The organism is Halomonas sp. RT37 (assembly GCF_040070525.1).
GTDB classification, from domain to species: Bacteria; Pseudomonadota; Gammaproteobacteria; order Pseudomonadales; family Halomonadaceae; genus Halomonas; species Halomonas litopenaei.
On the sequence record NZ_CP098827.1, the window covers coordinates 1,758,794 to 1,772,136 of the forward strand.

The 13,343-nt window shown below is 64.6% G+C and carries 11 protein-coding genes; 10 read left to right on the forward strand and 1 reads right to left on the reverse strand.

What is annotated here, in order from left to right; all coding sequences use genetic code 11:
* Positions 1-16 precede the first annotated feature (16 nt).
* The 7 genes from murG (at position 17) to lpxC (ending at position 7,976) form a co-directional block, all read left to right on the forward strand.
* Positions 17-1,069, forward strand: a complete 1,053-nt coding sequence (murG, locus tag NFG58_RS07665; protein ID WP_222517043.1) for an undecaprenyldiphospho-muramoylpentapeptide beta-N-acetylglucosaminyltransferase — start codon at positions 17-19, stop codon at positions 1,067-1,069.
* 64 nt (positions 1,070-1,133) lie between these two features.
* On the forward strand, positions 1,134-2,546 hold the full coding sequence (murC, locus tag NFG58_RS07670) for a UDP-N-acetylmuramate--L-alanine ligase (RefSeq protein WP_045993379.1): 1,413 nt from the start codon (positions 1,134-1,136) through the stop codon (positions 2,544-2,546).
* Positions 2,543-3,469 carry a D-alanine--D-alanine ligase gene (locus tag NFG58_RS07675; protein ID WP_348827895.1) on the forward strand — a complete coding sequence of 309 codons (927 nt, stop codon included), beginning with the start codon at positions 2,543-2,545 and terminating at the stop codon, positions 3,467-3,469. The genes murC and NFG58_RS07675 overlap by 4 nt, the downstream gene beginning before the upstream one ends.
* A gap of 1 nt (position 3,470) precedes the next feature.
* Positions 3,471-4,196, forward strand: a complete 726-nt coding sequence (locus NFG58_RS07680) for a cell division protein FtsQ/DivIB (protein WP_108132665.1) — start codon at positions 3,471-3,473, stop codon at positions 4,194-4,196.
* A 230-nt stretch (positions 4,197-4,426) separates the two neighbouring features.
* Positions 4,427-5,716: a cell division protein FtsA gene (gene ftsA / locus NFG58_RS07685; RefSeq protein ID WP_045993382.1), complete on the forward strand. Its 1,290-nt coding sequence runs from the start codon at positions 4,427-4,429 to the stop codon at positions 5,714-5,716.
* A gap of 34 nt (positions 5,717-5,750) precedes the next feature.
* Positions 5,751-6,938, forward strand: a complete 1,188-nt coding sequence (gene ftsZ / locus NFG58_RS07690; RefSeq protein WP_045993383.1) for a cell division protein FtsZ — start codon at positions 5,751-5,753, stop codon at positions 6,936-6,938.
* 126 nt (positions 6,939-7,064) lie between these two features.
* Complete coding sequence (gene lpxC / locus NFG58_RS07695; RefSeq protein ID WP_045993384.1) at positions 7,065-7,976, forward strand: UDP-3-O-acyl-N-acetylglucosamine deacetylase; 912 nt, start codon at positions 7,065-7,067, stop codon at positions 7,974-7,976.
* A gap of 225 nt (positions 7,977-8,201) precedes the next feature.
* Here the strand turns inward: lpxC and NFG58_RS07700 are convergent, their stop codons facing one another.
* A complete protein-coding gene (locus NFG58_RS07700; protein ID WP_045993385.1) occupies positions 8,202-8,678 on the reverse strand; it encodes a DciA family protein in 477 nt (158 codons plus the stop codon).
* A 163-nt stretch (positions 8,679-8,841) separates the two neighbouring features.
* Here NFG58_RS07700 and NFG58_RS07705 point away from each other — a divergent pair, with 163 nt between their 5' ends.
* The 3 genes from NFG58_RS07705 (at position 8,842) to argJ (ending at position 13,292) form a co-directional block, all read left to right on the forward strand.
* Entirely contained in the window at positions 8,842-9,186 is a 345-nt protein-coding gene (locus tag NFG58_RS07705) for a hypothetical protein (protein ID WP_222569329.1), read from the forward strand.
* A 70-nt stretch (positions 9,187-9,256) separates the two neighbouring features.
* Complete coding sequence (gene secA / locus NFG58_RS07710; RefSeq protein ID WP_213228685.1) at positions 9,257-11,998, forward strand: preprotein translocase subunit SecA; 2,742 nt, start codon at positions 9,257-9,259, stop codon at positions 11,996-11,998.
* A gap of 76 nt (positions 11,999-12,074) precedes the next feature.
* Positions 12,075-13,292, forward strand: a complete 1,218-nt coding sequence (argJ, locus tag NFG58_RS07715) for a bifunctional glutamate N-acetyltransferase/amino-acid acetyltransferase ArgJ (protein ID WP_222516966.1) — start codon at positions 12,075-12,077, stop codon at positions 13,290-13,292.
* Positions 13,293-13,343: the final 51 nt, after the last annotated feature.

Here is a 13,343-nt window from a genome sequence, read left to right on the forward strand (position 1 = left end):
AAGGCGAGCGCTGATCATGGCCGGCGGCACCGGGGGACACGTCATCCCGGCGCTGTCGCTGGCCAGGGGATTGCAGCAGCAGGGCGTCGAGGTGGCGTGGCTGGGTAGTCCCAGAGGTATCGAGAATCGCCTGGTGCCCGAGGCCGGCATAGTGCTTCACCAGATCGCCATCAGCGGCCTCAGGGGCAACGGTCTGGCGGGCTGGCTCAAGGCGCCGGTGCGCCTTGGACGCGCCGTGTGCCAGGCGAGAAGCGTGATTCGCGAGTTCGACCCACAGCTGGTGGTTGGGCTCGGAGGCTTTGCCAGCGGCCCCGGCGGGCTTGCCGCCCGACTGTGCGGCAGACCGCTGGTCATCCACGAGCAGAACGCCGTGGCCGGGCTGACCAATCGTGCACTGTCGCACCTGGCCAAGCGAGTCTACGCCGCCTTTCCCCAGGCCTTCGGTGGCCGCGCCGAGGTCGTCGGCAATCCGGTCAGGGATGACATCGCCGCCCTTGGCGAGCATGCACGTGTGGCCGACCAGATGCGCGGACGACGCCTTCGTCTGCTGGTGGTCGGCGGCTCCCTGGGGGCGCTGGCGCTTAACCAGCAGATGCCCAGAGCGCTGGCCGAGCTACCCCCCGAGTCGCGTCCCGAGGTGCGCCACCAGGCCGGTAGAGACAAGGACCAGGCGACCCGCGAGGGCTATCAGGCTGCCGGCGTTGACGCCGAGGTCAGCGACTTTATCGCAGATATGGCCGACGCCTACGATTGGGCGGATCTGGTGGTCTGTCGCTCCGGCGCGCTGACCGTGGCGGAGCTGGCGGCGGCGGCCAAGCCGGCGCTGTTCGTACCTTTCCCCCACGCCGTGGATGATCATCAGACGGCCAACGCCCAGGCGCTGGTCGGTGCCGGTGCCGCGGCGCTTATTCAGCAGCGTGACATGAATCCGACGTCCCTGGCCGAGCGCCTGGGGACCTTGCTTGAGCCCGACACCCTGGCGGCCATGGCGAGCAAGGCAAGGGCCGAGGCCCACCTTGACGCTGTGGAACGGCTGGTGGCGGGCTGTATGGAGACAGGTTTTGAGTAATTCGACCCAAGGGCCGGTCCCCGGCCAACTGAGCTCATCCGCTGCCACCAGGCCCGGTCTCGGCATGCGGCGCATTCGTCGTATCCACTTCGTCGGCATCGGCGGCGCCGGCATGTGCGGCATCGCCGAGGTGCTGGCCAATCAGGGCTACCAGGTCAGCGGCAGCGATCTGCGTCATTCGTCGGTGGTGGCGCGACTCGAACAGTGCGGCGCCCAGGTGTTCATCGGACACGCTGCCGAGCACGCTGCCGGTGCCGATGTGGTGGTGGTATCCACCGCCGTGGACGCGGACAACCCGGAGCTTGTGTGGGCCCACGAGCATCGCGTGCCGGTGGTACGTCGCGCCGAGATGCTGGCCGAGCTGATGCGCTTCCGTCACGGCATCGCCGTGGCCGGGACCCATGGCAAGACCACCACCACCAGCCTGACCGCCACTCTTCTGGGTGAGGGCGGGCTGGACCCGACCTTCGTCATCGGCGGCAAGCTGACCAGCGCCGGCACCAACGCCCAGCTGGGGCAGGGCGACTACCTGGTGGCCGAGGCGGACGAGTCCGATGCCTCCTTTCTGCACCTGCAGCCAATGGTCAGCATCGTCACCAATATCGATGCCGACCATATGAGCACCTATGGTGGCGACTTCGAGCGTCTCAAGCACACCTTCATCGAGTTTCTGCATAACCTGCCGTTCTACGGTCTGGCGATACTGTGCATCGATGACGACAACGTGCGTGGCCTGCTCGACCGCATCAATCGCCAGTTCGTCACCTATGGCTTCTCCGACGACGCCGACTATCGCATCGAGAACTTCACCCAGAGTGCCGGCGAAGTCCGCTTTACCGCAGTGCGGCCCGGCAACCTCGAGGATCTCGATGTCAGTCTGGCCATGCCGGGCCGTCACAATGCGCTCAATGCGCTGGCGGCGATCGCCGTGGCCAGCGACGCCGGGGTCGACGCCGAGGCGATTCTGCGGGGACTCGCGAGCTTTGCCGGGGTTGGCCGTCGCTTCCAGGTACACGGTCACTTCGCCGCGCCGAACGGTGAAGGTGAGGTGATGCTGGTGGACGACTATGGTCACCACCCCCGCGAGGTGGAGATGGTCATCAAGGCGGTGCGCGATGGCTGGTCCGAGCGCCGGCTGGTGATGGTCTACCAGCCCCATCGCTACTCACGCACGCGCGATCTCTATGAGGACTTCGTCAGGGTGCTGTCCGGCGTCGATACGCTGGTACTGCTCGACGTCTACAGTGCCGGCGAAGCCGCGCTGCCCGGCGCCGATGGTCGCAGCCTGGCGGGTTCCATCCGTCAGCGTGGCGAAGTCGATCCGATCTTTGCTCAGGACAAGGCGGAATTGCCGGCGCTGCTGGCCAAGGTGCTCAGACCCGGCGATATCCTGATTACTCAGGGCGCCGGTGACGTGGGTGGCATCTCCCAGCGTCTGGCGGATGCTCAGCTTCAGTTCGACGAGGTGATCCTGTGACACGACAAGTACAGTCCTACGGCCATGTGGTGGTCATCTACGGTGGCCATAGCGCCGAACGAGAAGTGTCGCTGAACAGCGGTGCCGCCGTGCTGGCGGCGTGTCAGCGCCAGGGCCTTGAAGTGACCGGCTATGACCTTGCCGAGGGCGGCGTTGCCGGGCTGCAGGCGCTGAACCCCGATCTGGTGTTCATTGCCTTGCACGGCAGGGGGGGGGAGGACGGCTGTCTGCAGGGGGCCCTGGAGCTGGCGGGAATCCCCTATACCGGTAGCGGTGTGCTGGCCTCGGCGCTGGGAATGGACAAGCTCAGGACCAAGGCGCTGTGGCAGACCCTGGGTCTGCCGACGCCCGAGAGCGTGCTGCTGTCGCCCGAAGCCGACTGGAACGAGGTGGCCGACCGACTGGGTCTGCCGCTGGTGGTCAAGCCGGTCCATGAGGGTTCGACCATCGGCATCAGCATCGTCAACAGCCGTGATGAACTCGAAACCGCCTATCGTGAGGCCGCCAACTTCGATACTCGGGTGATGGCCGAGCGTTTTGTGTCGGGAGACGAATTTACCTTGTCGGTACTTGGCGACAGCGCGCTGCCGGCCATTCGCGTCGAGGTGCCCAGCGGCTTCTACGACTACGAGGCCAAGTACCTGTCCAACGAGACGCTTTACCACCTGCCCTGTGGTCTGGATGCCGAGCAGGAGACCGCGCTGGGCGAGCTGTGCCTGGCGGCGTTCGAGGCGGTGGGCTGTCAGGGCTGGGGCCGCGTCGATGTGATGTGCGACGCTGAAGGTCGGTTCTGGCTGCTCGAGGTCAATACCGTGCCCGGTATGACAGATCACAGTCTGGTGCCCCAGGCGGCGGCCCATGCAGGCATCGACTTCGACGAGCTGGTCCTGCGTATTCTCGATACCGCCAGGGAGCACGGCTGAGATGGCCAGGCGCGGCACCTGGCTTGGCGTCGTGCTGCTGGCTGCCCTGGTGGGCGCCGGTGGCAAGGCGCTGTGGTTGTGGCTGGATCGGCCCATCGAGCGGGTGTCCATCGGTGGTGAGTTGCACCACGTGGATGCCAGCTATCTCAAGGGCCAGCTGGCGCCGCTGGTCAGGGGCCGCACCTGGCTGTCGGTGGACCTGGAGGCGCTGCGTGAGCAGGCATTGCAGGTGGGCTGGCTCAAGGAGGTGCGTATTCGTCGCGAGTGGCCCAATGCACTGACCTTCGAGCTCGAGGAGCAGCGCCCGGTGGCGCGCTGGAACGACGATCAACTGCTCAACGGCGATGGCGAGCCCTTTGTCTTTGCCCCGGTGGAGCCGCCCATGGGACTGCCGGATATGGCGGGACCCGGTGGCGCCGGCCCCGAGGTGCTGGCCTACTTCGATGACCTGGGGCAGCGGCTGGACAAGATGGGGCTCGGGATCGACCAGCTACGTCTGGAAGCCCGCGGCGCCTGGCGCTTTCAGCTGGACAGCGGCGTCTGGATCATGCTCGGCCGTGGAGATCTGGACGCCCGCCTCGGGCGCCTCGAGGCGGCCTGGCGGCGTGAACTGGGTGAGGTCGCGTCGCACATTCGCTACATCGATCTGCGCTACCCCAACGGCGTCGCCGTGGCCTGGCATGGCGAGACGGAGCCGGTCGATGATGAGGCCGCGACTCGCGGTTAACGAAAAGACGGCATGGATCAGACGCGAGAACGGAATTATATGGCGACACTTTTCCGGCCATCGGCAAAGTTTTCTCGGTTTCTTTTGTTTAAATGTGTCCGTATCGTGGAATGAATGTACGCCCCGGGCTGGTCGAACAAGCGCTATTGTTCCTATAATCGTCCCAGGTTTTTTTATAACAGAGGCAGGTTCCGAGGTAACGGAATCCGTTCAAGGAGATTTCCCGGCTCATGGCAGGTCCATCCAACGTGTCCAATATGGTAGTCGGGCTGGATATCGGAACATCCAAGGTCGTCGCGATCGTGGGGCAACCCACCGACGATGGTGGTATCGAAATTGCCGGTATCGGCTCTCATCCCTCCCGTGGCATGAAGAAGGGAGTGGTGATCAATATCGAATCCACGGTCCAGTCGATTCAGCGTGCGGTTGAAGAAGCTGAGTTGATGGCCGGTTGCGACATACATTCGGTTTATGTGGGCATTGCCGGCAGTCATATCAGTTCCATGAATTCCGACGGGGTCGTGGCGATCAAGGAGCGCGAAGTTGCGCCTTCCGATATCGAGCGAGTGATCGACTCGGCGCGGGCCAGGGCCATTTCCGAAGGGCAGCGGGTGCTGCACGTGTTGCCCCAGGAGTTCGCCATCGACACCCAGGGTGGTATCCGTGAGCCGCTGGGCATGTCGGGGGTGCGTCTGGAGGCACGCGTTCATCTGGTGACCGCCGCGCTCAACGCGGTACAGAACATCGAGAAGTGCGTGCGTCGCTGTGGGCTCGACGTCGACGCCATCATCCTCGAGCAGCTGGCTTCCAGTCATGCCGTGCTGACCGAGGATGAGCGTGAGCTGGGCGTCTGCATGGTCGACATTGGCGGGGGCACCACCGATATCGCGGTATTCACCGAGGGCGCCATTCGCCACACTGCGGTGATACCGATCGCCGGTGACCAGGTCACCAACGATATCGCCATGGCGCTGCGTACCCCGGCTCAGTATGCCGAGGAGATCAAGGTCAAGTACGCCTGTGCGCTGACCCAGCTGGCTTCCAGCGACGAAATGATCAAGGTACCGAGTGTCGGAGACCGTCCCGCCAGAGACCTGTCTCGACAGTCGCTGGCCGAAGTGGTCGAGCCGCGTTACGAGGAATTGTTCACCCTGGTGCGCGACGAACTGCGCCGCAGCGGCTTTGAGGATCTGGTCGCCGCAGGGGTGGTGTTGACCGGTGGCACATCACGCATGGAAGGTGTGGTGGAGCTTGCCGAAGAGATATTTCACATGCCGGTCAGGGTCGCTTGTCCGCAGAATGTGAGGGGCCTGGCCGACGTGGTGCGAAATCCGATTTATTCGACGGGTGTCGGTTTGTTACATTACGCTCTACATGAGGCCCGTCAGGGTCGTGTCCACCAGGGGCAGGGTGGCACCATCTCGTCGCAATCGAGACGCGAGGACGTCTCCCGGCGTGGACCAGAGGAAAGGACTCCGGCGCTGGAAAAGATCAAAGGCTGGTTCAAAGGAAATTTCTGAAAGGGCCGCACAAGCGGCTCAGGAGACGGGGCAAATGTTCGAAGTCGTAGATAGCGCGCCCTCAAGCAGCGCGGTCATAAAGGTCATCGGCGTCGGTGGCGGCGGCGGCAATGCCGTCAATCACATGGTCGAGAGCAGCATCGAAGGGGTGGAGTTCATCTGCGCCAATACCGATGCCCAGGCGCTCAAGCGCGTCTCCGCCAAGACCGTGTTGCAGCTCGGCAGCGAGATCACCAAGGGGCTTGGCGCCGGTGCCAACCCCGAAGTGGGTCGTCAGGCCGCGATGGAAGATCGTGAGCGGATCGCCGAGTTGCTCGGTGGCGCCGACATGGTCTTCATCACCGCCGGCATGGGTGGTGGTACCGGCACCGGCGGGGCACCGGTGGTCGCCCAGGTCGCCAAGGAGCTGGGCATCCTGACCGTCGCGGTGGTCACCCGCCCGTTCCCCTTCGAAGGCCCCAAGCGCATGCGCGCAGCGGAAGAGGGCATGAAGGAGCTGTCCGAGCATGTCGACTCGCTGATCACCATTCCCAACGAGAAGCTTCTGTCCGTGCTTGGCAAGAGCGCGACACTGCTGACTGCCTTCAGCGCCGCCAATGACGTCCTGCTGGGTGCCGTACAGGGTATCGCCGAGCTGATCACCAGCCCGGGCATCATCAACGTCGACTTCGCCGACGTGCGCACCGTGATGTCAGAGATGGGCATGGCGATGATGGGCACCGGTGGTGCCACCGGCGAAAATCGCGCACGCGAGGCCGCCGAGAAGGCGATCCGCAGCCCGCTGCTCGAGGATATCGATCTGCACGGCGCTCGCGGCATCCTGGTCAACATCACCGCTGGGCCGGATCTGTCGATCGGTGAGTTCAACGACGTCGGCGCCACGGTGCAGGAGTTCGCCTCCCAGGACGCCACCATCGTCGTGGGTACCTCCATCGACATGGACATGACCGACGAACTGCGGGTCACCGTGGTCGCGGCGGGTCTCGACAATCAGGTGTCACGCCAGCAGAAGCCGGCGGCGCAGCAGCAGGTTCGTCGTCCCGAGGCGCGCCAGCGTCCTCAGCAGAGTGCGATCAATCGCGCCCAGGGCGGCGCCGGTGTGGCCGCAGCGAGCAAGCCAGAGGCGCAGGAATCACCGCGACCGCAGGCCGAGAAGCGCAAGTCTCAGGAGTTGGACGATTATCTCGATATTCCCGCCTTCCTGCGGCGTCAGGCGGACTGATCGAGAGCAGAGTGCGCGAAATTTCCGGGGTGCAGGGATCGAAAGGCGATGTTTTTTTGTTGAAACGTCCGTTTGGTGTTATAGTGAACGGTGTTTGATAACCAACGACTGCCTGGCGACTGCACAATGATCAGACAACGTACCCTCAAGAATGTCATCCGCGCCACGGGCGTGGGACTGCACTCCGGCAAGAAGGTCTACCTGACGCTTCGCCCCGCGCCGGTGGACACGGGCATTGTGTTCGTGCGCACCGACCTCGAGCCGGAAGTCCGCATTCCCGCCCAGGCGTTGAATGTGACCGACACCACTCTCTGCACCGCCCTGTCTCAGAATGGTGAGAAGGTCGCGACCGTGGAGCACCTGATGTCCGCCTTCGCGGGTCTCGGCATCGACAATGCCTACGTCGATGTGAGCGCGCCCGAAGTGCCGATCATGGACGGTAGTGCCGGACCCTTCGTGTTCCTGATCCAGTCCGCCGGGATCCAGGAGCAGAGCGCGGCCAAGAAGTTCATCCGCATCAAGCGTGAGATCAAGGTCAGCGAAGGCGACAAGGAAGCCGTCTTCCTGCCCCATCAGGGCTTCAAGGTCTCCTTTGCCATCGACTTCGATCACCCAGTGTTCGAGGACCAGAAGCAGACCGCCATGGTCGACTTCTCCACGACGTCCTTCGTCAAGGAGGTGTCTCGCGCGCGGACCTTCGGCTTCATGCGTGATCTCGAGTACCTGCGCTCGAACAACCTGGCGCTTGGTGGCAGCCTCGACAATGCCATCGTGGTGGACGACTACCGCATCGTGAACGACGGTGGTCTGCGCTACGACGACGAGTTCGTCAAGCACAAGGTGCTGGACGCCATCGGTGACCTTTACCAGCTCGGCCACAGCCTGATCGGCGAGTTCCGTGGCGTGAAGTCCGGCCATGCGCTGAACAACCAGCTGTGTCGTGCGCTCATCGAGCAGCCCGAGGCCTGGGAGATCGTGACCTACGAGAGCGAAGCCGAATCGGCGCCGATTTCCTACGCGGCACCGGCCATGGCGTGATGCGAGCCTCGGTGATGGCCAGGCCAAGGTTAGCCCCGCAGATCGCCAGTCTTCCGTAGCAACTTGTCTTCGGCCATCACTCGCATGAACGCCGCCCCTCGGGGCGGCGTTCTGCTGTCTGGGGTTTCATGTTCGCCTCATGTTCACGTCATGTTCGGCGTCGCCAAGCGGCGCGGGCAGGGTCGGGAGGCCGCGGCGATTCATGTGCGGGGAACGCCGATGGGGTTAGGCGTCGTCTTTCCCTGAAGGCGACTCGGCGTGGGCCGCCAGGCGCTCCAGGGCGCGCTTGAGTCGCGGATCCTCGACATCGGCGGCGCAGCTCGAGAGCTCGTCACCGGCCTGGGCGGGCAGGCGCCTTACCTGGCGCGGCGCCACCTTGGCCGGGCGCACCGGACGTACCTTGAGGTGGAAGCCGGTCACCGCCTGGAACTCCGGCAACTGGTGCAGGCAGTCGAGCAGACGCGGCTGTTCGTAGCGCAGACGGGTCAGCCAGGCTGCGCCGTCGGTGATCAGGGTCAGGCGGCCGTCACGGAAGCCACCGACAAACAGGTGTTCCGCCAGAGTGGGCGAGAGTTCATTGCGCAGATGCTCCTGAGCGCGCTCGATCAGGCGCGCCATGCGCATCAGTCCGCCCAGTTCGCCGCGGCCCTGAAGAAGCCCTGTCATGGACTGGGCGCGGAACCGCTTAACCTTTATACTCATGTGCTTGTGTCTTGGGATGCCCCAGGATCAATGAATTTGTTGCTCGGCGGCGTTCGTCTGTGGAACGCAGGTGTCATGGCCGTTTGCATGATGGCCGCTCGAGTGATGGGCAGCCGGCATGGCGCCGGCCCGAGACTAGCACGCCAGGGAGTTCCCCGACAGCATGACTGCCATCGACCCACATCGCTGCTGCCCCCGCGAGGCTCGTGCCCGTCGGGTGGCCAGATGGTGGTTGGCAGGGCTGCTGGTGGGCTGCCTGCTGCCGGCGAGCCTGAGCGCCGCCGAATCTCCCCGAGCCACCGAGCGACTGGTGCAGATCTGCATCATGGCGCCGGCGGTCATCCGGGCCCATACCATGCTCAAGGCCTGCCGCCATCGGCTGGCCCGACATCCCCTCAAGACCCTGCCCAAACCATCGTCCCCGTCGGTGGCCTGGTCGGCGCCAATGCTGGTGCCGGTGGCCGCCCTCGACGTGGTGTCCCGCCGGGGTCCTCCTGACATCGCCTGAATTCGATGAAGCGTGACGGTCGCCAATGCCTGGCGGCCTCTTTTTCAGGTTCCAGATTTCAGGAAGTTTCATGATCAATTCTCTGCTGCGTAAAGTCGTCGGCTCCAAGAACGACCGCGACGTCAAGCGCATGTCCCGCCAGGTTCGCGCCGTCAATGAGCTCGAGCCGAGCCTCGAAGCCCTCGATGACGCTGCGCTGGCCGCCCGCACCGCTGAGTTCCGTGAGCGTCTGGCGGCCGGTGAGTCGCTCGATGCCCTGTTGCCCGAAGCCTTTGCCACCGTGCGCGAGGCCAGCAAGCGGGTGATGGGCATGCGTCACTTCGACGTACAGCTGATCGGCGGCATGACCTTGAACCGCGGCCGGATCGCCGAGATGAAGACCGGTGAGGGCAAGACCCTGGTCGCGACCCTGGCGGTGTACCTCAACGCCTTGCCCGGCAAGGGCGTGCACGTGGTCACGGTCAACGACTACCTGGCCCGGCGTGACGCCAACTGGATGCGCCCCCTGTACGAGTTCCTCGGCCTGTCGGTAGGCGTGATCTACTCCGGCCAGACCTCCGAGGAGAAGCGTGACTCCTACGCCTGCGACATCACCTACGGCACCAACAACGAGTTCGGCTTCGACTACCTGCGCGACAACATGGCGTTTTCGCTGGAAGACAAGGTTCAGCGGGAACTGCACTTTGCCATCGTCGACGAGGTGGACTCCATCCTTATCGATGAGGCGCGCACGCCGCTGATCATCTCCGGTGCGGTGGACGAGAACACCGAGCTGTACAAGGTGGTGGATCGGCTCGCCAGGGAGCTCACCCCCTGCAGCGACGAGGAAGATCCCGAAAGCGGCGACTTTACCCTCGACGAGAAGCAGAAGCAGGTCGAGGTGACCGAGCGCGGCCACCACAAGGTCGAGGAGCTGATGCGCGCCCAGGGGCTGCTCGGCGAGGACGACTCGCTCTACGCCGCCCAGAACCTCAACCTGTTGCAGCATATGCACTCGGCGCTGCGTGCGCGCCACCTGTACCACCCTGACGTCGACTACATCGTCAGCGAGGGACAGGTGGTCATCGTCGACGAACACACCGGGCGTACCATGCCGGGACGTCGCTGGTCAGAGGGCCTGCACCAGGCGGTGGAAGCCAAGGAGGGTGTGACCGTCCAGCGCGAGAGCCAGACCCTGGCCTCCACCACCTTCCAGAACTACTTCCGCCTGTACGAGAAGCTGTCCGGGATGACCGGTACCGCCGATACCGAGGCCTTCGAATTCCGTCAGATCTACGGGCTCGATGTGGTGGTCATCCCCACCAACAGGCCGCTGGCGCGCAAGGACATGAACGACCTCGTCTACCTCAGCGCCGAAGAGAAGTTCGAGGCGATCATCGAGGACGTCAAGGTCCAGGTCGAGGCCGGCCGTCCGGTGCTGGTGGGTACCGCGTCCATCGAGACGTCCGAATACCTGGCCGAGTTGATGCGCAAGGCGGGCATCGACTTCAACGTGCTCAACGCCAAGCAGCACCAGCGCGAGGCCGAGGTCATCGCCCAGGCCGGGCGCCCAGGTGCGGTGACCATCGCGACCAACATGGCCGGTCGTGGTACCGATATCGTGCTCGGCGGCAACTGGGAGGCCGAAGCGGCCAAGCTGGAAAACGCCAGCGACGCCGAGGTCGAGGCATTGAAGGAGGCCTGGCGCGAGCGCCACGAGGCGGTGCTGGCCGCCGGTGGTCTGCACGTCATCGGCTCCGAGCGCCATGAGTCACGGCGCATCGACAATCAGCTGCGTGGTCGTAGTGGCCGCCAGGGCGACCCGGGCTCGACCCGCTTCTTCCTGTCGCTGGAAGACAACCTGATGCGTCTGTTCGGTTCCGAACGGGTGCAGAAGCTGATGCAGGCGCTTGGCCTGGAGCGGGGCGAGGCCATCGAGCACAAGATGGTGTCCAACGCCGTCGAGCGTGCTCAGAAGAAGGTCGAGGGACGCAACTTCGATATCCGCAAGCAGCTGCTCGAGTACGATGACGTGGCCAACGATCAGCGTCGCGTGATCTACGAGCAGCGCAACGAGATCCTGGCCGCCAGCGACGTCTCCGACAACGTCATGGGCATTCGTGAAGAGGTGCTGGACGAGGCCATCAGTGCCTACGTGCCGCCCCAGAGCCTGCCCGAGCAGTGGGACCTGGCGGGGCTCGAGGCTCACCTCAAGAGCGAGTACCAGTTGGACGCGCCGGTGGTGCAGTGGGCCGAGGAGGACGAGCGCTTCCACGAGGAGCAGCTGCGCGAACGCCTGCAGACCCAGCATCGCGAGACCTACCAGGCCAAGGTCGCCATCGCTGGCGAGGAGCTGATGCGGCGCTTCGAGAAGCAGGTCATGCTGCAGGTGCTGGACACCCGCTGGAAGGAACACCTGCAGTCCATGGACCATCTGCGTCGTGGTATCCATCTGCGTGGCTACGCTCAGAAGAATCCGAAGCAGGAGTACAAGCGCGAATCCTTCGAGCTGTTCCAGAACCTGCTGACCAATATCAAGGCCGACGTCACCCGTATCCTCAGTCACGTGCAGGTGCGTGCCCCCGAGGAGGTGGACGCCCTGGAGCGTCAGCGTCGCGAGGCCCTTGCGCGCGAGAGCGCCCAGGCGGCCAGTCGCCACGACGCACCTGCCGCGACGGACGCCGAGATGGCCGACGAGGGCGGCGAGCGTCACGTCAACGAGGTTGCCGATCAGCGCCCGGTGCGTCGAGACGCCCCCAAGGTTGGCCGCAATGATCCCTGCCCCTGCGGCTCCGGCAAGAAGTACAAGCAGTGCTGCGGCAAGCTCAGCTGAGCAAGCCTCGCAACCCATGACGACGGCGACCCCGGGCTTCAAGGCCTGGGGTTGTCTTTGACGCAAGGAGAAAACAATGGCAGTCGGTGACAGCATTTTTCCGGCAATGGGGCCGATCCCCGGGGTTCGCCTGGGCAGTGCCATGGCAGGCATCAAGAAGCCGGGCCGGCGTGATCTGGTGGTGATCGAGGTGGCCCCGGGCGCCAGGGTGTCCGGCACCTTCACCCGCAACGCCTTCTGCGCGGCGCCGGTCCATGTGGCCCGCCAGCATCTGGCCGCGGGCGACGCGGTTCGCTACCTGGTCATCAATACCGGCAATGCCAACGCCGGCACCGGCGAGATCGGCATGCGCGACGCCCACGCCACCTGTCAGGCGCTGGCCGAACTCGCCGAGGTGTCGGCCGACCAGGTGCTGCCGTTCTCCACCGGCGTGATCGGCGAACCGCTGCCGATGGAGCGACTTCTCGGTGGCCTGCCAGAGGCGCTCGACCAGCTCGACGACGGTGGCGACGCCTGGGCTCGGGCGGCCGAAGGCATCCTCACCACCGACACCCGGACCAAGGGCGCGACCCGCCAGGTAACGCTCAAGCAGGGCACTGTCACCCTCAATGGCATCGCCAAGGGGTCGGGCATGATCCGTCCCGACATGGCCACCATGCTGGGTTTTGTCGCCACCGACGCGGCGATCGAGTCCGAGCGTCTTGATGCCCTGCTCAGGGAGGGCGTCAAGCGCTCGTTCAACAGCATCACCGTGGACTCCGATACCTCGACCAACGACGCCTGCATGCTGATCGCCACCGGCCAGGGCGCAGCACTCGCCGATGACGATGACGAGCGGATATTTCGTCAGGCCCTCGATGAGGTGCTGGTGGAGCTGGCCCAGGCGATCATTCGCGACGGCGAGGGTGCGACCAAGTTCGTCACCCTGGACGTCAGCGGCGCCCTGAGCGTCGAGGAGGCGCGCGAGGTAGCCTTTACGGTGGCCCATTCGCCGCTGGTAAAGACCGCACTGTACGCCAGTGACGCCAACTGGGGCCGTATCCTCGCCGCGGTGGGGCGTGCCCGGGTCGAGGACTTCGATGTCGATCGGGTGACCATCGATCTGGGCGATGTGCGCCTGGTCGAGAACGGTGGGCGTGCAGAGGGCTACAGTGAGGACGCCGGCAGTGCGGTGATGGCGGCAGAAGAGATCACCATTGCCATCGATCTGGGGCGTGGTGACGCTGCCGCGCGGGTGTGGACCTCCGACCTGTCCCACGACTATGTTTCGATCAACGCCGACTACCGCAGTTGATTCCGCATGGGTTCGTCGGCGGCAGATGAATCTCGGCCAGTGAATCGGTAT